Annotated in this window: 21 protein-coding genes and 1 tRNA gene; 15 read left to right on the forward strand and 7 right to left on the reverse strand. The window is 66.4% G+C overall.

What is annotated here, in order from left to right:
* Positions 1-56: 56 nt before the first annotated feature.
* From ACKAE7_RS09605 to ACKAE7_RS09630, 6 genes are all read left to right on the forward strand, one after another.
* A complete protein-coding gene (locus ACKAE7_RS09605; protein WP_408979030.1) occupies positions 57-1,271 on the forward strand; it encodes a pseudouridine synthase in 1,215 nt (404 codons plus the stop codon).
* 3 nt (positions 1,272-1,274) lie between these two features.
* Complete coding sequence (locus tag ACKAE7_RS09610) at positions 1,275-2,384, forward strand: prephenate dehydrogenase (RefSeq protein ID WP_188813297.1); 1,110 nt, start codon at positions 1,275-1,277, stop codon at positions 2,382-2,384.
* Positions 2,384-3,097: a (d)CMP kinase gene (gene cmk, locus ACKAE7_RS09615; protein WP_188813295.1), complete on the forward strand. Its 714-nt coding sequence runs from the start codon at positions 2,384-2,386 to the stop codon at positions 3,095-3,097. Before ACKAE7_RS09610 ends, cmk begins: the two co-directional genes overlap by 1 nt.
* A gap of 46 nt (positions 3,098-3,143) precedes the next feature.
* Positions 3,144-3,824: a lysophospholipid acyltransferase family protein gene (locus ACKAE7_RS09620; protein WP_190614013.1), complete on the forward strand. Its 681-nt coding sequence runs from the start codon at positions 3,144-3,146 to the stop codon at positions 3,822-3,824.
* Between the two features lie 10 nt (positions 3,825-3,834).
* A complete protein-coding gene (der, locus tag ACKAE7_RS09625) occupies positions 3,835-5,385 on the forward strand; it encodes a ribosome biogenesis GTPase Der (protein WP_104188756.1) in 1,551 nt (516 codons plus the stop codon).
* Between the two features lie 160 nt (positions 5,386-5,545).
* Positions 5,546-5,622, forward strand: a tRNA-Pro gene (locus ACKAE7_RS09630).
* A 105-nt stretch (positions 5,623-5,727) separates the two neighbouring features.
* Here ACKAE7_RS09630 and ACKAE7_RS09635 read toward each other — a convergent pair.
* Positions 5,728-6,597, reverse strand: a complete 870-nt coding sequence (locus tag ACKAE7_RS09635) for an Fpg/Nei family DNA glycosylase (RefSeq protein ID WP_191036130.1) — start codon at positions 6,595-6,597, stop codon at positions 5,728-5,730.
* Positions 6,598-6,762: 165 nt separating this feature from the next.
* On the opposite strand from ACKAE7_RS09635, the gene gcvH reads away from it, so the two are divergent.
* The 5 genes from gcvH (at position 6,763) to ACKAE7_RS09660 (ending at position 9,849) form a co-directional block, all read left to right on the forward strand.
* Positions 6,763-7,149, forward strand: a complete 387-nt coding sequence (gene gcvH / locus ACKAE7_RS09640; RefSeq protein ID WP_104188752.1) for a glycine cleavage system protein GcvH — start codon at positions 6,763-6,765, stop codon at positions 7,147-7,149.
* Between the two features lie 155 nt (positions 7,150-7,304).
* Positions 7,305-7,781: an FHA domain-containing protein gene (locus tag ACKAE7_RS09645; protein ID WP_188813291.1), complete on the forward strand. Its 477-nt coding sequence runs from the start codon at positions 7,305-7,307 to the stop codon at positions 7,779-7,781.
* A gap of 23 nt (positions 7,782-7,804) precedes the next feature.
* The gene (locus ACKAE7_RS09650) at positions 7,805-8,521 is read left to right on the forward strand and encodes a MerR family transcriptional regulator (protein WP_188813289.1); all 717 of its coding nucleotides are present in this window, start codon (positions 7,805-7,807) and stop codon (positions 8,519-8,521) included.
* Positions 8,521-9,024 carry a bifunctional nuclease family protein gene (locus ACKAE7_RS09655; RefSeq protein WP_009358600.1) on the forward strand — a complete coding sequence of 168 codons (504 nt, stop codon included), beginning with the start codon at positions 8,521-8,523 and terminating at the stop codon, positions 9,022-9,024. The genes ACKAE7_RS09650 and ACKAE7_RS09655 overlap by 1 nt, the downstream gene beginning before the upstream one ends.
* Before the next feature lie 231 nt (positions 9,025-9,255).
* Positions 9,256-9,849, forward strand: coding sequence for a MerR family transcriptional regulator (locus tag ACKAE7_RS09660; protein WP_066275050.1), 594 nt, complete (start codon positions 9,256-9,258; stop codon positions 9,847-9,849).
* A gap of 78 nt (positions 9,850-9,927) precedes the next feature.
* On the opposite strand, the gene ACKAE7_RS09665 is transcribed toward ACKAE7_RS09660, so the two are convergent.
* Positions 9,928-10,746 (reverse strand): ParA family protein, encoded by an 819-nt coding sequence (locus tag ACKAE7_RS09665; RefSeq protein ID WP_408979031.1) that lies wholly within the window; start codon positions 10,744-10,746, stop codon positions 9,928-9,930.
* Between the two features lie 301 nt (positions 10,747-11,047).
* On the opposite strand from ACKAE7_RS09665, the gene ACKAE7_RS09670 reads away from it, so the two are divergent.
* Positions 11,048-14,446: a pyruvate carboxylase gene (locus ACKAE7_RS09670; protein ID WP_408979032.1), complete on the forward strand. Its 3,399-nt coding sequence runs from the start codon at positions 11,048-11,050 to the stop codon at positions 14,444-14,446.
* A 198-nt stretch (positions 14,447-14,644) separates the two neighbouring features.
* On the opposite strand, the gene ACKAE7_RS09675 is transcribed toward ACKAE7_RS09670, so the two are convergent.
* Positions 14,645-16,453, reverse strand: a complete 1,809-nt coding sequence (locus tag ACKAE7_RS09675; RefSeq protein ID WP_408979033.1) for an AMP-dependent synthetase/ligase — start codon at positions 16,451-16,453, stop codon at positions 14,645-14,647.
* A 190-nt stretch (positions 16,454-16,643) separates the two neighbouring features.
* On the opposite strand from ACKAE7_RS09675, the gene ACKAE7_RS09680 reads away from it, so the two are divergent.
* On the forward strand, positions 16,644-17,738 hold the full coding sequence (locus tag ACKAE7_RS09680) for an ROK family glucokinase (protein WP_104188737.1): 1,095 nt from the start codon (positions 16,644-16,646) through the stop codon (positions 17,736-17,738).
* A gap of 63 nt (positions 17,739-17,801) precedes the next feature.
* Here the strand turns inward: ACKAE7_RS09680 and ACKAE7_RS09685 are convergent, their stop codons facing one another.
* The 3 genes from ACKAE7_RS09685 to ACKAE7_RS09695 are packed head-to-tail and all read right to left on the reverse strand — an operon-like array spanning position 17,802 to position 19,982.
* A complete protein-coding gene (locus tag ACKAE7_RS09685; protein ID WP_408979034.1) occupies positions 17,802-18,389 on the reverse strand; it encodes a hypothetical protein in 588 nt (195 codons plus the stop codon).
* Positions 18,376-19,197, reverse strand: a complete 822-nt coding sequence (locus tag ACKAE7_RS09690) for an alpha/beta hydrolase (protein ID WP_408979035.1) — start codon at positions 19,195-19,197, stop codon at positions 18,376-18,378. Before ACKAE7_RS09690 ends, ACKAE7_RS09685 begins: the two co-directional genes overlap by 14 nt.
* Positions 19,194-19,982: a carboxylesterase gene (locus tag ACKAE7_RS09695; RefSeq protein WP_188813279.1), complete on the reverse strand. Its 789-nt coding sequence runs from the start codon at positions 19,980-19,982 to the stop codon at positions 19,194-19,196. The genes ACKAE7_RS09690 and ACKAE7_RS09695 overlap by 4 nt, the downstream gene beginning before the upstream one ends.
* Positions 19,983-20,093: 111 nt before the next feature.
* Between ACKAE7_RS09695 and ACKAE7_RS09700 the strand changes: the two genes are divergently transcribed.
* Both ACKAE7_RS09700 and ACKAE7_RS09705 read left to right on the forward strand, forming a co-directional pair.
* The gene (locus ACKAE7_RS09700; protein ID WP_190613968.1) at positions 20,094-20,921 is read left to right on the forward strand and encodes a 1-acyl-sn-glycerol-3-phosphate acyltransferase; all 828 of its coding nucleotides are present in this window, start codon (positions 20,094-20,096) and stop codon (positions 20,919-20,921) included.
* 73 nt (positions 20,922-20,994) lie between these two features.
* The gene (locus tag ACKAE7_RS09705) at positions 20,995-22,389 is read left to right on the forward strand and encodes a class II 3-deoxy-7-phosphoheptulonate synthase (protein ID WP_408979036.1); all 1,395 of its coding nucleotides are present in this window, start codon (positions 20,995-20,997) and stop codon (positions 22,387-22,389) included.
* A 46-nt stretch (positions 22,390-22,435) separates the two neighbouring features.
* On the opposite strand, the gene ACKAE7_RS09710 is transcribed toward ACKAE7_RS09705, so the two are convergent.
* Positions 22,436-23,440, reverse strand: a 1,005-nt coding sequence (locus tag ACKAE7_RS09710; protein ID WP_408979037.1) for a PASTA domain-containing protein, incomplete at its 5' end; no start/stop codon positions are given.

The following is a 23,440-nucleotide window of genomic DNA, read 5'->3' on the forward strand; positions in this document are numbered from 1 at the left end:
GGCTGGTTAGGGTTGTCTCTGGACACCTTTCCGGCCAAACAATTGAAGGACGGGTCATGACACAGGCGGGACGCCAGGGTTCACCACGTAACGGTTCGGGACGCAACGGTTCGGAACGAAAGACAACACAGCACAACACCTCCCAGGGTGGCAAGTCAGCGGGCGGGTTCCGCGGCGGAGCCCCGAAGCGGGGCGGCGGGTTCGGCAGCGACCGCCCGCAGCGCGCACCCAAGCCGCGCGAGGAACGCTTCATCGATCCGGATCTGGCGTCGGACGGCCCCCAGCAGGGCCGCGGCGCCGCAGATCCGAAGGCCGCCAGGCCTTCCTCGCGGAAGCCTGCAGCGCGTAAGCCCGGAGCCAAGAAGGCGCCGGGCACCCCAGGCGCCCTCAAGCCGAAGCCGCGCACCGGCGCACCCGGTGCCGCAGCCTCCCGTGCGTTCGGAAGCGAACGCTTCGGCCAGAACCTGGGGCCAGTGCGCAGGCCGTCACGGAAGAAGGGCCCGCGCGGCGACGTTCCCCAGTCGGAACTGCACGACGCCGACGGCGTCCGCCTGCAGAAGGTCATGGCCTCGGCCGGCGTAGCCTCCCGCCGCGTCTGCGAGGAGATGATTGCCGAGGGCCGGGTGGAAGTGGACGGACAGGTCGTCACCGAGCTCGGTGTCCGGGTTGATCCCAAGACCTCCGTCATCCACGTGGATGGCCTGCGCATCCAGCTGGATGAGAACCTCGTCTACATGGTCTTCAACAAGCCGAAGGGCGTTGTCTCCACCATGGAGGACCCCGAAGGCCGTCCGTGCATCAGCGACTTCCTCAAGAGCAACAAGAACACCGGCGAACGGATGTTCCATGTGGGGCGCCTCGACGTCGCCACCGAGGGGCTGCTCCTGCTGACAAACGACGGCGAGCTGGCCAACCGCCTGACGCATCCCTCCTATGAAGTGCCCAAGACGTACCTGGTGCAGGTCCGCGGTCCCTTCCCCCAGGGTATCGGCGCGCAGCTCAAGGAAGGCGTGGAACTGGAGGACGGTTTTGCGTCAGTGGATTCCTTCCGGCTCGTTGACTCAACCCCCGGTCACGTGTTGATCGAAGTGGTGCTGCACTCGGGAAAGAACCGTATTGTCCGCCGCCTGTTCGACGCCGTCGGCTTCCCGGTCCTGCGGCTGGTCCGCGTCAAGGTGGGCCCCATCGGCCTGGGTGACCAGCGCCAGGGCAGCATCCGCAACCTCGGCAAGCAGGAAGTCGGGCATCTGCTGGCATCCGTAGGGCTCTGAGGCATGTCCGCCTTCCATAGCCAGGGCCGCGGGCACCTGGATGGTCCGGTGGTGGTCCTCGGGACCGGACTGCTTGGCGCCAGCATTGGACTGGGCCTGCGCGGACGGGGCGTTCCGGTGTTCCTGTCCGACCCCTCGCCCACGAACCAGGCGGTGGCCGTGGACATCGGTGCGGGCCGGCCGCTGCCGGAACTGGGCAGCGATGTTCCGCAGCTGGTGGTGATTGCTGCGCCGCCGGACGTGACGGCCGACGTCGTGGAAAAAGCCCTTTCGGATTTTCCCGGCTCTGTTGTGGTGGATATTGCCAGCGTCAAGGCGGGCATCCTGGACAGCCTGCGGCGCCGCGGCGTCGACCTGTCCCGGTACGTCGGCACCCACCCCATGGCCGGGCGGGAAAAGTCAGGCCCGGTGGCTGCCCGGGGCGAGCTGTTCACTTCGATGCCGTGGGTGGTGTGCCCCTCAGGGGAAACCTCTGGCGCCGCCCTCCAGACGGCCCGTTCCCTGGCCTCGGACCTGGGCGCAGTTGTATCCCAGTTCACGGCCGAGGAGCACGATGAAGCTGTTGCCCTGGTGTCCCACTTGCCCCAGGTAATGTCCTCGCTGCTGGCGAGCCGGCTCCAGGGTACGCCGCTGCATGCTCTGTCCCTGGCCGGCAACGGGCTGCGGGACGTCACGCGGATAGCGGCGAGTGACCCGTCCCTGTGGGTCCAGATCCTCGGCGGCAACGCTGCGAAAGTCGTGGAAATCCTCTACGGCGTCCGGGATGACCTCAACCGCCTGATCGGAACGCTCGAGGATCCCACGGCTCCGGGCGCACGCCTGGACCTCGCGCAGCTCATGAGTGAAGGCAACGCCGGCCAGGCACGTATTCCGGGCAAGCACGGCGGGCCGCCGCAGGCGTATTCCTGGCTGACCGTCCTGGTGGACGACAAGCCCGGACAGATCGCCCGGCTCCTCACGGAAATCGGCGAGATCGGCGTCAACCTCGAGGACCTCCGCCTGGACCACTCGTCCGGGCAAAACGTAGGTATGGTGGAAATCTCCGTGTTGCCGAACAAGCATGACCACCTGATCGAAGCACTCAACGACCGCGGATGGCGGGTACTCCAGTAATGACACAGGAACTTCTCGATACCATGCCTGCGCTGCGCATCGGCCGGCCGCTGGTGGTGGCCATTGACGGCCCGTCCGGCTCCGGCAAGTCCAGCGTCAGCAAGGAAGTGGCCCGCAGGCTCAGGCTGGCGTACCTGGACACCGGCGCGATGTACCGAGCCCTCACATGGTTCTGCGTCAACGAGGGCATCGACCTTGACGACGCCGCAGCAGTGGAACAGGCCGCACGCGACCTGGTCCTGGAACTGAGCACCAGCCCGCTGGAGGAGTACGTTCGGGTGGACGGTGTTGACGTGACCGACGCCATCCGCGAGCCGGCCATTTCCTCCGCCGTCAGCGCCGTAGCCACCACCCTGGGGGCCCGGACTGAGCTGATCCGCCGGCAGCGGGAACTGATCGAAAAGCACCACCGCCGCATGGTGGTGGAGGGCAGGGACATCACTACCGTCGTCGCGCCCGGGGCGGAAGTCCGGATGCTGCTGACTGCCAGCGAGGAAGCGCGGCTGCGCCGGCGTGGAATCCAGCTGGGCGGCACCCAGAACGCCGAGCAGTTGGCGGCCCAGGTGACCCACCGTGATGCAAAGGACTCCTCCGTGGTGAACTTCACCAAAGCCGCCTCCGGTGTAGTGACGCTGGATTCGTCGGACCTCGACTTCGACCAGACCGTGGCCGCTGCCCTGGTGATCGTCACAAAGGTCCTCAACCGTGACTGAACGCGCCGCCACCACCTCCCGGCCGGGTGTTCCCTCGGGCCTGACCATGGCGTGGAGCAGGCCGGTGGGCTGGATCCTCGACCACGTGGTGTACCGGACAACCGTCACCGGCAAGGAAAATGTGCCTACCGGCGGACCCGTGATCTTTGCGGGCAACCACATCAGCTTCCTGGACGGGCCGGTCATGTTCGGCGCCTCACCACGCCCCATGCACATCCTGGTCAAGCAGGAGATGTTCAAGGGCTTCCTCGGCCAGGTCCTGACAGCTTCGGGCCAGCTGCCGGTGGACAGGCGCGGCGACCGGACCGCGCTGCAGCGGTGCAAGGAAGTGCTCGACGCCGGCCGGTGTGTTGGCATCCTCCCCGAAGGAACCAGGGGGAGCGGGGCGGCGGCGGACATCAACGGCGGCGTCGCCTGGCTGGCGCTGAACTCCGGTGCCCCGGTGGTCCCCGTGGCCATCCTGGGCACCCGCAGGGGAGCGGAGCACCTCGATTCCGTACCCCGGCCGGGCAGGCGCTTCCACGTCAGCTTCGGAAATGCCCTCACCCTTGCCCGCCGGGCAGGGGAAAGCGGGCGTGTTTCAATGGACAGGGCGGCGCTGGAAATCCGCGCCGCGCTGGCAGGGCACGTCCAGGACTCCATTCAACTCAGCGGGCAGCCACTGCCTTTCGCAGATGCCCGCCAAGACTTAACAGCAGTAGCCGGGACGCCGGCAGATGACCACTAAGGACAGTGCAATGAGCGATACGACTCAAACTCCCGGCCACTTCGGCGCCGGCGAAGACGAATACACGCCCACGGGCACGGACCAGGTGGCCGAACGGCTGGCTGCCATTGACGACGACGAGGCAGAGCTCCGCGCGGCGTCCCTCCGGGCGGGCCTGGAGGACTACGACCTCGACGAGGAAGACGCGGCACTGCTGAGCGGCGAATACGGCGACGAGGACTTCGACGGCCCCGTCAAACTCGATCCCGTCCTGGCAATCATCGGCCGGCCCAACGTGGGTAAGTCCACGCTGGTGAACCGTATCCTTGGGCGCCGCGAAGCCGTGGTGGAGGACACCCCTGGAGTCACCCGCGACCGTGTCATGTATTCCGCCAACTGGAACGGTCGCAACTTCACCCTGGTGGACACCGGCGGCTGGGAACACGACGCCCGCGGCATCCATGCCCGCGTGGCCGAGCAGGCCGAGATGGCCGTTGAGCTCGCGGACGCAGTGCTCTTCGTGGTGGACTCCGCAGTAGGCGCAACCGCCACCGACGAGGGCGTCATGAAGATGCTGCGCCGTAGCAAGAAGCCGGTCATCATGGTGGCCAACAAGGTGGACGACTTTGCCCAGGAGGCGGACTCCGCCACACTGTGGGGCCTGGGCTTTGGCGAGCCCTACCCGGTCTCGGCGCTGCACGGCCGCGGCGTGGCGGACCTGCTGGACCACGTGATGGACGTGCTTCCGGAATTCTCCACCATCGAGGGCCTGGAACGCTCCGGCGGGCCCCGCCGCATCGCCCTGATCGGCCGCCCCAACGTGGGCAAGTCCTCCCTGCTGAACAAACTGGCCGGGACTGAACGGGTGGTGGTGGACAACACCGCCGGCACCACCCGCGATCCGGTGGATGAGTTCATCGAACTCGGCGGCCGCACCTGGCGCTTCGTGGACACGGCAGGCATCCGCCGCCGCCAGCACATGGCGCAAGGTGCGGACTACTATGCCTCCCTCCGTACGCAGGCCGCGCTCGAAAAGGCGGAGGTCGCCGTCGTGCTCCTTGCCGTGGACGAGGTCCTCAGCGAGCAGGACGTCCGGATCCTGCAGCTTGCCATTGAGTCGGGCCGCGCCCTGGTGCTGGCCTTCAACAAGTGGGACCTGCTCGACGACGAACGCCGGCGCTACCTCGAGCGTGAAATTGAGCAGGACCTGGCCCACGTGGAATGGGCACCCCGCGTTAACATCTCGGCCAAAACCGGGTGGCACAAGGACCGCCTGGTTCCTGCCCTGGACCTGGCGTTGGAGAACTGGGACAAGCGCATTGCCACCGGCCGCCTCAACGCGTTCCTTGGCGAGCTTGTTGCCGCCCACCCGCACCCCGTCCGCGGCGGAAAGCAGCCGCGCATCCTCTTCGGCACGCAGGCATCCAGCCGTCCGCCGAAGTTCGTCCTGTTCACCACCGGTTTCCTGGACCCCGGATACCGGCGCTTCATCACCCGCCGGCTGCGGGAAACGTTTGGCTTCGAGGGCACGCCAATCGAGGTCAGCATGCGCGTGCGGGAAAAGCGCGGCAAGAAGCGCTAGCTCCGGTGTTGTCTCCGACACACCATAGGGCTGAATCCGGGAAAGTGTCACTGGCACGCTCCGGGATCGTGTAAGCTCTTCTAGGTGGTTCGGCCGGACTGCTGGTGGAAATTCTTGGAGAGATTCAGGGATCAAGCACAGCGGAGAACGGCAGAACCAGCGGGCTGTAGCGCAGCTTGGTAGCGCACTTGACTGGGGGTCAAGGGGTCGCAGGTTCAAATCCTGTCAGCCCGACCAAAGAAACAGCAGGGGCCGCCTCCGGAGGAATCCGGAAGCGGCCCCTGCTGTTTAACCGGCGCTGAACCGCCCCGCACAGAGTCCGTGCCGAGACCTTGAGTCTTCCTACTTGAGGAACTTCGAGGTCCTGCGGTCAGCCAGGATCTTTCCCTTTGTCTGGCAGGTGGGGCAGTACTGCAGGGAGGTGTCGGCAAAGGAAACCTCGCGGACCGTGTCTCCGCACACGGGGCAGGGCTGGCCCGCCCTGGCATGGACGCGCATGTGGCTCCGTTTCACGTCCTTGAGATCCTTTGGCGGCTTGCCGCTGGCCTCCGCCAGCGCAGTGCCCAGGACGTCATGGATGGCGTCGTACAGCACCTGGACTGTTGCCCGGTCCAGGGATTTGGCGGTGGCGAACGGCGAGATACGGGCGGCATGCAGGATTTCGTCGCTGTAGGCGTTGCCGATGCCGGCTATCACGCCCTGGCTGCGCAGGAGCCCCTTGATCTGCTGGGAACTGGAGCCAAGGATCCCAGCCAGCATGTCGGCGTCGAACGCCTCATTGAACGGGTCCGGGCCCAGGGTGGCGATGCCCGGCACCTCCTGGGGATCCCGGACCACATAAACCGCCAGGCTCTTCTTGGTGCCTGCCTCGGTGAGGTCGAACCCGCGCGGGCCCCCGGGGCCGGTGAAGGCAAGGCGGGCGGCGATGTGCCCCTTCCCCATTTTCAGCTGGGCGTCGGTGGGGGAGTCCGTGAAACGGACCCAGCCCGCCCTGGCCAAGTGGAAGACGAAGGAAATACCGCCGGTGTCAATGCTGATGAACTTTCCGAAGCGCCGTACACCGGTAACGGTCCTGCCTTCGAGGGCACTGAAGGGAGGATCGGCTGTCTTGAGTACGGCGAAGGACACGATCTGCACTTTGGAAACAACGGTTCCCTGCAGATGGTCGTCCAGGTAGCCTGCCAGGCCGGAAACCTCGGGGAGCTCAGGCATCCGTCACCCGCCGTTCCTGGCGTGGCCGCTGACCGTGCGTGCGCTCATGCGTCCCATCTTGTCAGAAACCCCGGCGAACGCCCCGGCAGTTGTGCCTATACTTTCAACGCAGCCCGTTTCCCGGGCCGCGTTGACAGTGGTGTTCGACCCGATGAAAGGCCCCTGATGAGCAACATTCCCGAAGATCTGTCCTACACCGCCGAGCACGAGTGGGTCACCGCCCCCAATGCCGACGGCGTGGTCCGGGTAGGCATCACCGACTTTGCCCAGGACGCACTCGGGGATGTTGTCTATGCCCAGATGCCGGAAGTCGGCACCAAGATTACGGCAAACGAAGTTGTAGGCGAGGTGGAGTCCACCAAGAGCGTCAGCGACATCTACGCTCCCGTCAGCGGCGAAGTTGTGGGCCGGAACGAGTCCCTGGACACCGATTCCGCCCTGATCAACACCGATCCCTACGGGGACGGCTGGCTGATCGAGATCAAGCTTGCTGAAGCTGACGCCGTCGACTCGTTGCTCAGTGCATCGGAGTACGAACAGCAGGTAGGCTAAAGCTAACCGGAATTTCCGGTCCGGCCCGGGGCGAAGCCAGAATGTCTTCGCACGTCAGCGGCCGGATCGGCTGCCGGTTCCGGACCTGCGCGGCAGGCCCGGAGGACATATGTTGGTTGCAGGCCTGACGGCCGCAGCGGAAAGAGGAGGAGTCCATGGCTGGCCACACACAGAACCCTGCCGACGGGGAATACGGCTCGGGTGCGGCCAGGGAGTCGGAGACCACCTCCATCCACCTCACTCCGGTGAGGGATGAGCCCACGATCGCACCCAAGCTCTCGTCCGAGGAGCGCAGCTCCGTGGAGGCGCTGCCGGCTGGATCGGCGCTGCTGGTCGCCCACAGCGGCCCCAATGCCGGTGCACGGTTCCTGCTCGACTCCGATGTCACCACGGCAGGCCGGCACCCCGACGCCGATATCTTCCTGGACGATGTCACAGTCTCCCGCCGCCACGTCGAGTTCCGCCGCACGGCACGCAGCTTCGAAGTGGTGGACAAGAACAGCCTGAACGGCACCTACGTCAACCACGACCGCGTGGACAGCGTGGAGCTCAAGTCCGGCAGCGAAGTCCAGATCGGCAAGTTCCGCCTCACCTTCTACCTGAGCCCTGCCACCGCTGCAGGCCGCGGCTGAACCGGGGACCTCTGCCTGTGGCAATGGCACAACCGGAACGCCGGGGACCCCAGGTCCTCAACATCGGGGAAGTCCTCGCGCAGCTCAGCGAGGACTTCCCCGGCATGACTGCTTCCAAAATCAGGTTCCTGGAGGAAAAGGGGCTGATCAACCCCCGCAGGACGCCTGCCGGGTACCGGCAGTACTCCGATGGCGACGTCGAGCGGCTGCGCTTCGTGCTGGCCCTGCAGCGGGACCAGTACCTTCCCCTGAAAGTCATCAAGGACTACCTTGACGCGATCGACAGGGGCGAACGCCCGGAGAACCTGCCGCCCGGCGTCGTTGTTTCCCCCCGTATCGTCTCCGACGAACTGGCGGCGGAACTGCAGAGCCGGGGGCGCAAGCTCACCGAGGAACAGCTCCGCACTGAGTCCGGCGCCAGCGTGCCGCTGCTGCAGTCCCTCCTGAGCTTCGGCCTGATCAGCCACACCAACGGGCAATTCGACGAGCACGCCCTCCAGGTGGCCCGGGCCTGTGTCCAGCTGGAAAGCCACGGCCTTGAACCCCGCCACCTGCGCCCCTTCCAGGCGGCTGCCGAGCGGGAGTTCGGCCTGGTGGAACGCGCCGTGGCGCCGCTGGCGTCACGCAAGGACGCCGCGTCCCAGGCGCGCGCGGCCGAGGCCGCCCGCGAAATCAGCGACCTCTGCCTCACCCTGCACCGGGCTCTGGTGCAGGACCATATCTCACGCATGGACATCTGATGATTGAAGTCGAGATTGTAGGCGTTCGCATCGAACTGCCTTCCAACCAGCCGCTGGTCCTGCTTCGGGAGATGCACGGTGAGCGGCACGTTCCCATCTGGATCGGTACTCCCGAAGCCAGCGCCATCGCCCTGGCCCAGCAGGGCGTCGTTCCGCCCCGTCCCATGACCCATGATCTCCTGGTGGACGTGGTGGAAGCGCTGGGGCATTCGGTGGTCAGCGTCAACATCGTGGCAGTGGAGGACAACATCTTCTACGGCCAGCTCCAGTTCGAGAATGGCACCACGGTGAGCTCGCGGGCCTCGGACGCGCTTGCAGTGGCCCTGCGCGCGAAGTGCCGGATCTGGTGCGCCGACTCGGTCATGGATGAGGCCGGCGTGCGCATCACAGAGCACGACGAGGGCGAGGACACCGAGCCCGGCCCCACCGTTGACGAAGAGCGTGAACTGCGCCGGTTCCGCGAGTTCCTGGACGATGTGGAACCCGAGGATTTCGACGGCTAAGGTCACGTTAAGGTTAAAGTTGAGGATGAATCTTTCGACACGCCTCGTGAAACCCCTCAGGGTCTTTGACCTTGCAGGCCGCCGGGCCTAACGTCGAAGTATCAAGTTCCCATTGCTTACGGCAGCCTCGCAAGTCACACTGGAAAGTGCGCCCCGCGAAAATTACATGCATGGTCTTCATGCACCGCTGCTGCAGTAGTTACCCGGGAGCGCATGACAAGGAGGATCCAGGTGAGTCCCAAAGGCGAAGCAGGCGGGCTGAAGCAGCCCACGGCTGGTGTTGCTGTGCCCGCGAGCGGTGCCCAGGGCCTCCTGTTTACCGAGGACCTTCCTGTACTGGACGAGGACGCCGGTTACCGGGGCCCCACGGCGTGCAAGGCTGCCGGGATCACCTACCGCCAGCTCGACTATTGGGCCCGCACCGGCCTGGTGGAGCCTGCGGTCCGCGGTGCTGCCGGGTCAGGATCCCAGCGCCTCTACGGCTTCCGCGACATCCTTGTCCTCAAAGTGGTCAAGCGCCTCCTGGACACGGGGGTTTCCCTGCAGCAGATCCGCAGCGCCGTGGAGCACCTGCGGGAACGCGGCGTCGAGGACCTTGCCCAGATCACGCTGATGAGCGACGGCGCGAGCGTCTACGAGTGCACCTCCGCCGATGAAGTCATCGATCTTGTGCAGGGCGGGCAGGGCGTCTTCGGGATCGCCGTGGGCCGGGTGTGGCGTGAAGTGGAAGGCAGCCTGGCATCACTTCCCAGTGAGCACGCCGCCGAGCAGTCCTTTCCGGACGACGAACTGAGCAAGCGCCGCGCAGCACGCAAAATCAGCTGAGGCTTAACAGATAAGGGGCCGTCCTCCGTTTGGAGGACGGCCCCTTATCCGTTTAACAGGATTTGGCGGCTCGGTGCCCTACCGGGCGCGGCTTCGCAGGCCGCTTCCCACCGCCATCACGTTTGCCAGCAGGTCATCGAAGAGTGCCGCGGCAGACTTTGCGGAGTCGCCGGGCCAATGGTGCACGGGGTGGGCGGCGCCCTGGATCTGCTGCCAGTTGGCCTGCTCGGGGATCCGGGGGGTCAGGAGGAGGTCGCCGAACATGGATTCCATTTCAGCGAGCCGGTAGGTGTGTTCGGAGGACCCTGACCGCACCCGGTTTGCCACGATGCCTGCGGGGGAGAGGTTGGGGGCGAACTCCTGCCGGAAAAGCTGGATGGCCCGCATGGTCCGCTCGGTACCCGCCACCGAGAACAGGCCGGGCTCGGCTACCAGCGCCACCTTGTCGCTGGCAGTCCACGCCATCCGGGTCAGGCCGTTGAGGGACGGCGGGCAGTCCACCAGGACAAGCTGGTAATCGCCGCCGGTGGCCAGCACCGAGGACAGCCTGCGGAGGTCCCGGCGGCGCAGGTCCGGACGGTCGTAGATGCCCGTGTAGGCGGATCCGACGGCGACGTCGAGTACTGCCGGGCCGGAGCCGTTGGCCTGGGCGCGCGCCGTCCAGCTGCTGCGGACCACGTTTTCGGCCAGGTTGGCACGGCGGGGGCTCTTGAGCATGCGGCCGATATCCAGCTGGTCGCCGGGCTGTACGCCCAACGCAGTAGTGGCATCTGCATGGGGATCAAGGTCCACCACCAGCGTGTTGATGCCTGCGGCCAGCGCCGCAGACGCCAATCCTGTGGTGACGGAAGTCTTGCCGACTCCACCCTTGAGGCTGCTGATGCTGACTACTTGCACTTGAGAGACCAAAACCTAACGCCGGATGCCGTGTTGGGGGTAATGTTTGCTCCGGCAGTGCCGAAGCCGGACGGTCCTGCCGCCCTACTCATCATATGTTGATGCGTCGGCGAATCCTGCTTTATTGGGCGTCGGCATGGCACCGACTGTGCTGCGGGGGCGGTTTCCGCCCGCGGCGGCAAAAGGGTTCGGGACATGACGGGGAAATCTGTGATGGTGGCCACAAAGATTTGTGTTTGTCCTTGTAGGTCCTAGACACTGTGACCACTCACCGATCCACCCGCAATGATGCAGGAGAAGTATGTTTTCCAAAGTTCTGGTGGCCAACCGCGGCGAAATCGCGATCAGGGCCTTCCGCGCCGGCTACGAGCTGGGCGCCAAGACCGTTGCCGTATTCCCCCATGAGGACAGGAACTCGATCCACCGCCAAAAAGCGGACGAGGCCTACCTGATTGGCGAAGAGGGCCACCCCGTCCGGGCATACCTGGATGTTGACGAAGTAGTGCGCGTAGCCAAGGAATCCGGAGCGGACGCAATCTACCCGGGCTACGGCTTCCTTTCCGAGAACCCGGACCTCGCCAGGGCAGCCAAGGCTGCCGGCATCACGTTCGTTGGGCCGCCCGCAGAGGTCCTGGAACTGGCGGGCAACAAGGTGGCAGCGCTGAAGGCTGCCCGCGACGCCGGCGTGCCGGTCCTGAAGTCCAGCGCGCCGTCCAAGGACCTGGACGAACTCATTGCGGCTGCCGACGACATCGGATTCCCCATCTTCGCCAAGGCCGTCGCCGGCGGCGGTGGCCGCGGCATGCGCAGGGTGGATACCCGGGAAGCCCTCCCGGAGGCCCTGCAGTCCGCAATGCGCGAGGCCGATGCGGCGTTCGGCGATCCCACCATGTTCCTGGAGCAGGCCGTCCTCCGCCCGCGCCACATCGAGGTGCAGATCCTGGCCGATGCCGAGGGGAACGTTATGCACCTCTTCGAGCGCGACTGCTCCATCCAGCGCCGCCACCAGAAGGTCATCGAAATCGCGCCGGCCCCCAACCTGGACGAAGGCATCCGCCAGGCGCTCTACCGGGATGCCGTCAAGTTCGCCAAGGCACTGAACTACGTCAACGCCGGCACCGTGGAGTTCCTGGTGGACACCGTCGGTGAGCGCGCCGGCCAGCACGTCTTCATCGAAATGAACCCCCGCATCCAGGTGGAGCACACGGTCACGGAGGAAGTGACCGACGTCGACCTGGTCCAGGCACAGATGCGCATCGCCTCCGGCGAGACGCTGGCGGACCTGGGCCTCTCGCAGGAGACGGTGCACCTCAAGGGCGCGGCGCTGCAGAGCCGCATCACCACGGAGGACCCCGCAAACGGCTTCCGTCCCGACGTCGGAAAGATCACCGGTTACCGCTCCGCAGGCGGTGCAGGAGTACGGCTCGACGGCGGCACGGTGTACTCGGGTGCCGAGATCAGCCCGCACTTCGATTCCATGCTGGTGAAGCTGACCTGCCGGGGCAGGGACTACCCGTCCGCCGTCGCCCGTGCCCGCCGTGCGCTGGCGGAGTTCCGCATCCGCGGCGTCTCTACGAACATCTCGTTCCTGCAAGCAGTGCTTGACGACGCCGATTTCATCGCAGGCGACGTCGCCACCTCCTTCATTGACGAGCGCCCGCAGCTGCTCAAGGCCCGCGTCTCCGCCGACCGCGGCACCAAGCTCCTCACCTGGCTGGCCGAAGTAACCGTCAACAAGCCCAACGGCGAACTGACTGTCCACTCCAACCCGGCCAGCAAACTGCCGTCGGTCAAGGACAAGCAGGCTGCACCCGGCTCCCGCCAGAAGCTGCTTGAACTGGGACCCGAGGGTTTTGCCAAGGCGCTGCGCGAACAGAACCCGGTCGCCGTCACGGACACCACCTTCCGTGACGCACACCAGTCGCTGCTGGCCACCCGGGTGCGCACCCGCGACCTGGTGGCGGCCGGCCCCGCGGTCACGGCACTGCTGCCGGAGCTGCTGTCCGTTGAGGCCTGGGGCGGCGCCACCTACGACGTGGCGCTCAGGTTCCTGGGCGAAGATCCCTGGGACCGGCTCGCCGCCCTTCGCCAGGCGCTCCCGAAAGTGTGCCTGCAGATGCTCCTCCGCGGCCGCAACACCGTGGGCTACACGCCCTACCCCGAGGAGGTCACCGAGGCCTTCGTCAACGAGGCCGCGGCAACCGGCATCGACATCTTCCGGATCTTCGACGCCCTGAATGATGTCAGCCAGATGGCTCCTGCCATCCGGGCAGTCCGGGCAACCGGCACCGCCGTCGCCGAAGTGGCCCTGTGCTACACGGCGGACATGCTGGACCCGGAAGAAAAGCTCTACACGCTGGACTACTACCTGGAGCTGGCACAGAAGATTGTGGATGCAGGAGCCCACATCCTGGCGATCAAGGACATGGCAGGCCTGCTCCGTCCCGCCGCGGCCGCTAAGCTCGTCGCGGCCCTCCGGGAACGGTTCGACCTGCCGGTCCACCTGCACACCCACGACACCGCGGGCGGCCAGCTGGCCACCCTCCTTGCTGCCGTGGACGCCGGTGTGGACGCCGTGGACGTCGCCTCGGCATCGCTGGCCGGAACCACCAGCCAGCCGTCGGCCTCGGCACTGGTTGCGGCACTGGCCCACACACCCCGCGACACCGGCCTGAGCCTGGCCGCGGTGAGCTCCCTCGAGCCGTACTGGGAAGCGGTCCGCCGGGTCTACGCGCCCTTCGAATCCGGCCTGCCGGGCCCCACCGGCCGCGTGTACCAGCACGAGATTCCGGGTGGTCAGCTGTCCAACCTCCGCCAGCAGGCCATGGCTCTGGGCCTGGGCGAACGGTTCGAGGCCATTGAGGACATGTACACCGCCGCCGACCGTATCCTTGGCCGCCTGGTCAAGGTCACGCCGTCGTCGAAGGTTGTCGGTGACCTTGCCCTGCACCTGGTGGGCCTGAACGCGGATCCGGCCGACTTCAACGAGAACCCGCAGAACTATGACATTCCCGATTCGGTCATCGGTTTCCTGTCCGGCGAGCTCGGCGATCCTCCGGGCGGATGGCCGGAGCCGTTCCGCACCAAGGCCCTGCAGGGCCGCAGCGTGAAGGTCCGGGACGTTGAACTCAGCGCCGATGACAGTGCTGCCTTGAAGTCCGACTCGAAGACCCGGCAGCACACGCTCAACCGGCTGCTCTTCGACGGTCCCACCAAGGACTACCTCAAGAGCGTGGAGACCTACGGCAACCTGTCCGTGCTGGACACGCGCGACTACCTTTACGGCCTGCAGCGCGGCGCGGAGCACGAAATCCAGCTGGAGAAGGGCGTACGGCTGATCGCCTCACTGGAAGCCGTGTCGGAGCCGGACGAGAAGGGCATGCGCACCGTCATGTGCACCCTCAACGGCCAGTCCCGGCCCGTCGTGGTGCGGGACCGGTCCGTCGTGAGCAACGTGAAGGCCGCCGAGAAGGCGGACCCGGGCCAGCCCGGCCACGTTGCGGCACCCTTCGCCGGGGCCGTCACCCTGACGGTCAAGCAGGGCGATGAGGTCAAGGCAGGCGACACGGTGGCCACCATCGAGGCCATGAAGATGGAGGCATCCATCACGACGCCGGTGGCCGGCAAGGTTTCCCGCCTCGCCGTCTCCGCCGTCGAGCAGGTGGAAGGCGGAGACCTCCTGCTGGTGGTCGAGCAGTAGCAGGCAGCTTAGACACGTAAGGGTCCTCCCAGATGGGAGGACCCTTACGTGTTGCTGGCGGGGCCTGCGGTTGAGGCAGGGCCTGATCCTCTGCGTGCTATTCCCCCCGCCCCGCTGAGGCCGCTTCGCGGCGAGCGGGGGCGCGGGGCCCCTTTTACGCACGCTGCCGGACCGGGCCCTGCCTCTTAGCGGTGCCTGCTACGAACGCGGTGCGGCGTACATTTCCTCGATGACCGTTTCGAAGTCCTTCATCACCTGGGCCCGCTTGACCTTCATGGAAGGTGTCAGGTGGCCGGATGCCTCGGTGAAGTCGGCGGGCACGATGCGGAACGACTTGATCGCTTCGGCCTGCGAGACAGAAGTGTTGGCCGCCGTGATCAGGTCCTGGACGGCGGCCTTGACCACGGGGTTGTTGGCGGCCTCCGCAAGGGAGGTGTCCGCGGGGAGGTTGTGGCGCTGCAGCCAGCCGGGGAGGGCTTCCTGGTCCAAGGTGACCAGCGCACCGATGAACGGCCGGTTGTCACCCACCACCAGCACCTGCGAGACGAGCGCATCCGCCCGGATCTGGTCTTCCAGCAGGGCGGGAATGACGTTCTTCCCGCCGGCGGTGACAATGATTTCCTTCTTGCGCCCTGTGATCCAGACAAAGCCGTCCTCATCCAGGCGGCCGATGTCTCCGGTGCGCAGCCACCCGTCGTCGAACGTTTCGTCGGTGAGGTCCGGCCGCTGGTAGTAGCCCCGCATAACACAGACACCCTTGGCAAGGATTTCCCCGTCCTCGGCGATCTTGACCGAGTTGCCGGGCAGGGGCTTCCCGACGGAGCCGATCTTGATCAGTGATGGCGTGTTCACGGAAATGGGGGCGGTGGTTTCGGTCAGGCCGTATCCCTCGAGCACCTGCAGCCCGATGCCCTGGAAGAAGTGGCCCAGGCGTTCGCCCAGGGGACCGCCGCCGGAGACGGCGTGGGCCACGTGCCCGCCCATGGCCGCCCGCAGCTTCCCGTAGACGAGCTTGTCGAACAAGGCGTGGCGGAGCTTCAGGCCCAGGCCGATACGGCCGTCCTGCCGAGCCTTGGAGTACGCGATTGCAGTGTCGGCCGCCTTGTGGAAGATCGCTCCCTTTCCGCCGTCCTCCGCCTTGGTCAGGGCGGAGTTGTAGACCTTCTCGAAGACGCGCGGCACCGCGAGGATGAACGTGGGCTCGTAGCTCTGGAGGTCTGCCAGGAGGTTCTTGATGTCCGGGGTATGGGCCACCGTGGTGCCGGCAGCCATCGCAAGGACGGAGATGAAGCGGGCGAAGACGTGTGCCAGGGGGAGGAACATGATGGTCTTCGCGTTTTCATGGACGATTTCGCCAATGATGGCCAGCGCGTTGTCCGACAGCTCGACGAAGTTGCCATGCGTGAGTTCGCAGCCCTTGGGCCTGCCTGTGGTGCCGGACGTGTAGATGATGGTGGCGGTGTCGCGCAGTCCGGCGGTCTTCCTGCGGGCCTCAAGGTCGTCGTCGCTGACGCCGCGGCCGGCTTCGCGGAGGGCATCGAGACCGTTTCCTTCCAGCTGCCAGACATGCTGGAGTGCGGTGAGTGCTTCCGCCGTCACGGCCTGGCGGATGGTGTCCTCATGGTGGGCTGCCTCGCCGAAGGCGGCCACAGCGCCGGAGTCACCGAGGTTCCACGCAACCTGGGAAGGCGAGGACGTTTCGTAGATGGGGACGGAGACGGCTCCGGCGAACCAGATGGCAAAGTCCACCAGGGACCATTCGTACCGGGTGCGGGACATGATGCCCACGCGGTCGCCCGCTCCCACGCCGCTGGCTATCAGTCCTTTTGCAAGCGCCCGGACGTCTGCCAGGAAATCAGTGGCGGAAATGTCCTGCCAGGCTCCGGAGGCATCAAGCCGCGAAAAGAGTGCCGGGTTGCTGGCCTTAGCTGCCTGCCGCAGCACTAGGTCGGTGATGTTGGTCTCCGGTGGGACAACAACAAGAGGCGGAACACTGAATTCGCGCACTATAGCTCCTTTGATATCCGAGGTCCCGCGCAGGGGTATGCCTAAAGACTAGTACGCCCATGCGTGACCATGCAGTATCTAAAGTTACTGGCCGGTAACTTTGCCGTCAACGCTGCCCTGCGGACATGTCGGCAGCTGCTCCGCCTGTCCGCGCACGGCCGTGGAATATGCCCACCTAGAATGGGGAACTATGTACGCACCGCCCCCCGGCAAACAGCCCGGGCCCTTGAGCAGAACTGCCCCCTGGAGGGCGCGGCCCACCTCGCGCCGGGCCGGGACACGGCACGACGGCGGGGGCTTCCGTGAGCATCTTCGCCTCGGCCGCAAGGGCCTCGCCATTGGAATCGACATCGGCGGGACAAAGGTGGCGGCCGGCGTCGTGGATGCCGACGGACGCATCCTCCGCGAAGCGCGCCGCGCGACCCCCGGCAGCGACCCCCGGGCCGTGGAGCAGGTCATCGTGGAGTTGGTGGAAGAACTGGGCAGGGGGCACCGGATCTGGTCCGTGGGCATCGGCGCCGCCGGGTGGATGGACCTCGACGGCGGCACGGTGCTTTTCAGCCCCCACCTGGCCTGGCGCAATGAACCGCTCCGGGCAAACCTGCAGCAGCTCCTCCGCAGGCCCGTGCTCCTGACCAACGACGCCGATGCCGCTGCGTGGGCGGAATGGCGCTTTGGGGCGGGGCAGGGGGAAGACCGGCTGGTCTGCATCACCTTGGGTACCGGCATTGGCGGTGCCATGGTGATGGACGGCAGGGTGGAACGCGGACGGTTCGGCGTGGCAGGCGAGTTCGGCCACCAGATCATCATGCCGGGCGGTCACCGGTGCGAATGCGGAAACCGCGGCTGCTGGGAACAGTATGCCTCTGGAAACGCATTGGGGCGCGAAGCCCGGATCCTTGCGCGCGCAAACTCTCCGGTGGCGCAGGACCTGCTCGCGGCCGTCGGCGGACGGACCGAAGCAATCACGGGTGCGATCGTCACGGAGCTGGCACTTGCCGGTGACCCGGCGTGCCGCGAGCTGCTTGAGGAAGTAGGGGAGTGGCTGGGTCTGGGGCTGGCCAATCTGGCAGCGGCCCTGGATCCGGGGCTTTTCGTCATCGGCGGCGGCCTGTGTTCAGCAGGCGACCTGCTGGTGGAGCCTGCCCGGAAGGCCTTCGCCCGCAACCTGACGGGGCGGGGTTTCCGGCCGGCCGCCGGCATCCAGCTGGCTGCCCTCGGGCCGAATGCCGGACTCATCGGGGCCGCGGACCTGTCCCGCGTCAGCAGCCGGGCGCGCCGCTGACGGCACGCGGCGCGCTCCTCCGGCGGTTGATTAGGGGGAGCGCAGCCGGGGAAGCCGGCCGCGCTAAACCCGTGCGCCGTCGTCGTTCTCGTCTTTTTCCTGTGGAAGCTTCATGATCAGGTAGACGGTTCCCAGGACGAACGCAGCCACAATAGCCACGATGGCCAGGAGCGGGGCGGAGCGCCAGAACATCACGGACAGCAGCAGCGCCACCGGACCCCCCACGGCGGCGAGCCACGCAAGCATGGTCAACGGATCTGTCCCGGCCAGGCTGGGCGGTTCCTCCGGGACGAATTCACCGTCATCCGGGTCCACATCGTAGTCGCGCGGGCCGGAAGGGAAGCCTGCCTCGACGCCGGGGCCAGGGGTTTCCGCTGAGGCCTGACGTTCCGCTGCGGACAACTCCGCGGGGACTGCGCCCGCAAGGCCCAGCGGGTCGAAGTCGCGGAACGCAGGCGGCCTTCCGCCCGGTGCTGCAGCATCCTGGCGCGGCGCCGCATCCGCAGCGGGATCCATGTCGGTTCCGGTGCCGGTGGCGCTGCCCGGGCCTGCATGTGGGGCGCCGGATTCAAGGCGGGCCACGAGGTCCAGCCAGACGGCGTCGTCCGGGTTCGCGCCCTGGTCCTGGGGTCCGGGGTCAGGCCTGTTCATGGGGCGTGGCCTCCAGGTTCGATGCTGCATTTGCGGCTGGCCGTTCCGGGTTTCCGCCGGAAACCACTGCCCGGATGAAGTCCACGGAGCCCTGGAAAATCTGGTCGGCGTCGTTGTCCAGGGTGGCCACGTGGTAGCTGTTTTCAAGACGAACCAGATCCAGGGGAGCGTGGGTCAGTCCGCGGCGGAGGGCATGGATGCTGGAGTCAGATACCACGTGGTCAACGGTGGACCGGTAGACCCGGACCGGAGCGGTGACCCTGGGCAGGATCCTGATGGTGTCCTTGAACAGCTTGTTGAGCTCATGCGCGGCAGCTACCGGGGTTCGCGAATAGGCGCCCTCGTCCATGCCCTCTTTAAGGATGTCGTTTCCGATGGCCGGCGTACTTTTCATGACCAGCTTCAGGATGCCGGCGAGGGGCGCGCGCGGATCGTCAATGACCAGCCCCGGGTTGACAAGGACCACCCCGGCCACAGGGCGGGTGGCAGCGATCCGCAGGGCAAGCGCTCCACCCATGCTCAATCCTGCCGAAAAGACGTAATCGCAGCTGGCGTCCAGCTCCAGGTACGCGTCGTCCAGCGCGCCGTGCCACTGCTGCCACCGCGTGCGGGCGAGTTCCTGCCACCTGGTGCCGTGACCGGGCAGCAGGGGCATGCGCACGGCGAAGCCGGCGCCGGCCAGGGCCTGGGCCCAGGCACGCAGCCCGTGCGGGCTGCCGGTAAACCCGTGGGAGAGGACCACGCCGATGCGGGGACCCTCGCCGGTGCAGCCGGCGCTGAAGGGGCTGTGGTCCAGGCTGGAGGTCATGGAGTCTCCAATGCGGTGTTCTGGCGGGCGAGGGCGTGGAAGAAAGCACTGGATTTCGCAAAGATCTCCGGTGCGTCCACGTCCAGCGTAGCCACATGCCCGCTGCTGTGGAGGTCCACCACCTCAGTGAGGTGGCTGCCGAGGCCTTTCCGGAGCAGCGCCAGGGACGTCGGCGGTACCACGGCATCGGTGCGGGACTTGAAGACCTGGACCGGCGCCGTGACCTTGGGCAGGCCGCGGGCCGCTGCACCAAAGAGCTTCTTCAGCTCGTGCACCGCTGCCAGGGGAGTACGTGAGTAATCCCCGTCATTCGTGGCTGCCGCCGTCGCCTGTTCCTCCTCTATGGGGAGGGTTGTCCGCTGGAAGTACTTCAGCACTCCGATCACCCGGACCCGCCGGTCGTAGAAGCTCAGGCCCGGGTTGACCACGGACACCCCGGCAACGGTGTGCCGGGAGGCCGTCAGCAGCGCAATGGCCCCGCCCATGGAGAGCCCGGCCACAAAGCACGTTTCGGTGTTCCGCGCGAGCTCCAGGTAGGCGGCCTCGAAGCTGCGGTACCAGTCGGTCCACCGCGTCCTGGCCAGGTGGCGCCAGTCCGTCCCATGGCCCGGTAACAGGGGGACGGTCACGGCGTAACCCTGTGAAGCGAGGTGCTCGGCCCACGGCAGGACACTGAGGGGGCTTCCCGTAAAGCCATGGCAGATGGCGATGCCGATCCGCGCATTGGGCCCGTGCCCGGGATAGCTGAAAGCGGCAGGAGGGGACGGGATGCTGCTTTCGCTCATGCCTCCATCGTGTCACTGTTCCGGACAAATCTCACTAGAGTAGGGTTGCATTGAACTGCTGGCCAGGCCCGACGCGGGGCCTGCAGGCCGCCTTCCGGAGAGGTTTCTCACGTGTTCTATTGGGTCATGAAGCGGATCTTCCTCGGTCCTGTGTTGAAGCTCCTTTTCCGCCCCTGGGTCAAGGGACTGGACAATATTCCGGCTGAAGGCCCGGCGATTATTGCGTCCAACCACCTCTCCTTTTCCGATTCAATCTTTATGCCGCTGATGGTCCGCCGTCCGGTGGTTTTCCTGGCCAAATCGGAGTACTTCACCGGCACTGGAATCAAGGGCAGGCTGACTGCCCTGTTTTTCCGCCTGACCAACCAGCTGCCCATGGACCGGTCCGGGGGAGCTGCCTCCGCGGCGTCACTGACTGCCGGCATGGAGGTCCTCACGCATGGCGGACTGCTGGGCATCTACCCTGAGGGCACGCGGAGCCCGGATTCCAGGCTCTACAGGGGCAAGGTTGGCGTAGCCAGGCTTGCGCTGCAGGCCGGGGTCCCGGTGATCCCTGTCGCCATGATCGGTACGGACAAGGTCCAGCCCATTGGAAAGCGGCTGCCGAACATCCGCAGGATCGGCATGATCTTCGGGGAGCCGCTGGACTTCAGGCACTACCGGGACCAAGCCGAGGACCGCGACATCCAGCGGAAAGTCACCGATCAGATCATGTTCGAACTGATGCGTCTCTCCGGGCAGGAATACGTGGACGAGTACGCCGCGGTTGTCAAGCTGCGGCTGGCCGGCAAGGTGGTCGAGCCGGCAGCTGCCGCCGAGCCCCTGGCCTCGCCCGCACCTGAATCCGGCAGTGTAAGTGAGGCCTCTCCAGGCGCCGGCAAGGGCGGTCCTTCGGATGACACGCGAAAAGCGGACGACGGCGGTGCTGCCGCGGGCTGAGCGGGTTGTGACGCGGCGGGCCCTAAGCGTGACAGTGCGGTGTCCCGGGGAGCTGCGCGACCGCTAGTCTTAGATGGTGACTGAGCTATCTGCAAAACCCGCCTTTTCGCTGTCCAGCACCGCCCAGAGCGGAGCAGCCGACTATCCCGGACTTGATAACTGGCGGGACCTCCCCATTTCCCAGCAGCCCAGCTGGCAGGACCGTGACGTGTTCGACGCCTCGGTGAAGGAACTCTCCGTCCTTCCCCCGCTGGTTTTCGCGGGCGAAGTGGATGTCCTGCGCGAGCGGCTGGCCGCTGCTGCCCAGGGCAAGGCCTTCCTGCTGCAGGGCGGTGACTGCGCCGAGACCTTCGAGGCTGCCACGGCAGACAAGATCAGCGCCCGGGTCAAGACCATCCTCCAGATGGCCGTGGTGCTGACGTACGGTGCCGCCATGCCCGTCATCAAGATGGGCCGCATGGCCGGGCAGTTCGCCAAGCCCCGTTCGTCCAATGACGAAACCCGCGCCGGCATCACCCTGCCCGCCTACCGGGGCGACATCGTGAACGGTTACGAGTTCACTCCACAGTCCCGGGGCCATGATGCCTCCCGGATGCTCCGCGCCTACCACACGTCCGCTTCCACGCTGAACCTGATCCGCGCCTTCACGCAGGGAGGGTTTGCGGACCTGCGTTCGGTGCACCAGTGGAACAAGGGCTTCACCGAGAACCCGGCCCACGCACGCTACGAGTCCCTGGCCCGCGACATCGACCGCGCCATCCAGTTCATGGCCTCCTGCGGCGCCGACTTCGAAGCACTGAAGCGCGTCGAATTCTTTGCCAGCCACGAAGCGTTGCTGCTGGACTATGAGCGGGCGCTGACCCGGATCGATTCACGCACCGGATACCCGTACGACACCTCCGCCCACTTCCTCTGGATCGGCGAGCGGACCCGCGAACTGGACCACGCGCACGTTGACTTCCTCTCACGGGTGCGGAACCCCATCGGCGTGAAGCTGGGCCCGTCCACCACCGGCGATGACGCCCTTCGCCTGATCGACAAGCTGGATCCGGAGCGCGAGCCCGGCCGGCTGACGTTCATCACCCGCATGGGTGCCGGCAACATCCGCGAGAAGCTGCCCGCCGTCGTCGAAAAGGTCACCGCGTCCGGCGCGCAGGTGCTGTGGGTCACGGACCCCATGCACGGGAACACCGTCACGTCCCCCAACGGCTACAAGACCCGCAATTTCGACGACGTCATTGACGAAGTGCGCGGCTTCTTCGAGGTGCACCACGCGCTGGGGACCGTTCCCGGCGGCCTGCACGTGGAAATGACCGGCGACGACGTCGCAGAGTGCCTCGGCGGCGCCGATCCCGTGGACCAGGACGCATTCCTGGACCGTTACGAGTCGGTCTGCGACCCGCGCCTGAACCACATGCAGTCCCTCGAGATGGCCTTCCTGGTAGCCGGCGCCCTGGCAAAGCACTAGGCGCCGCACACTCATGACCCGATAGTGGTGTGGCCGGCAGGTCCGGCTACACCACCGTCAGGGTGATGACCGATCCCTCCGGAACCTCTTTGTTGACCGGGTCCTGATCCCTGACGGTTCCGAAGAAGCCGCCGAGGATATTGTTCACCTTCACGTCGAAGCCGAGCTGGCGCAGTGCCTGTTCGGCTTCTTTGGCCTGCTTGCCGATGTAACTGGGGACTTCCACCATCCGGGGGCCCTTGGAGATGGTCAGGGTCACGGTTCCGCCGCGGGTAAGCGTTCCCTCCGCCGGCGCCTGGCTGACCACAGCGCCCTTGGGAATGTCCCGGCTGAAGACTTCCTCGCCGGCCACATCTGCCCGGAGACCGGCTGCCGTGATGGCATCAACGGCGTCGTCCTGGTCCTGGCCCACCACCAGCGGCACCGGGATAGGCTCGGGCCCCTTGGAAACCACCAGGCTGACAGGCGTACCGCGGCGGACATCCGTCCCTGCAGCAGGGTCCTGCGACAAGACCGTGCCCGCGGGTGCCTGCTCGTCGAACTGCTCCGTCACGGGCCCCAGTGCCATGTCCGCCGCGTTGAGGCGGTTCTTGGCTTCCTCAAGGGTGCCGCCGGCCAGAACGGGCAGCGGAAAAAGCTGGGGCCCCTTGGAAACATAGAGGGCCACGGGCTGGAACTTGCGGATCTCCGCGCCCTCGGCGGGCTCGCTGCCCACCACCAGGCCGGAAGGCACGTCGTCGTCGAACACGTCCCTGGTGGTGGACCGGAAGCCGGCGTCGCTGAGCAGCTGCTGCGCCTGCGCTACGGTCTTGTTGGCGACGGGAGGGATGGACGCGGCTGCGCCGGGGCCCATCCCGAAAAACCAGCCGGCGCCTGTCGCCAGGAGGGCAGCCACCACGAGGATTATCACCCACAGGACGCCGCGGCGCCGGGGATTCCCTTCCCGGAGCGTCCGTGCGGGGGTGGCGGCGGCACGCGCCCGTGCCTTCTCGTCCTCCCTGTCGGCCTTGCGCTGGGCGCGTTTGCCCAGCACCGGAGGAGGCGGCGCCCA

It is taken from the genome of Pseudarthrobacter sp. NKDBFgelt, assembly GCF_046097905.1.
In the GTDB taxonomy this organism is placed as follows: Bacteria; Actinomycetota; Actinomycetes; order Actinomycetales; family Micrococcaceae; genus Arthrobacter; species Arthrobacter polychromogenes.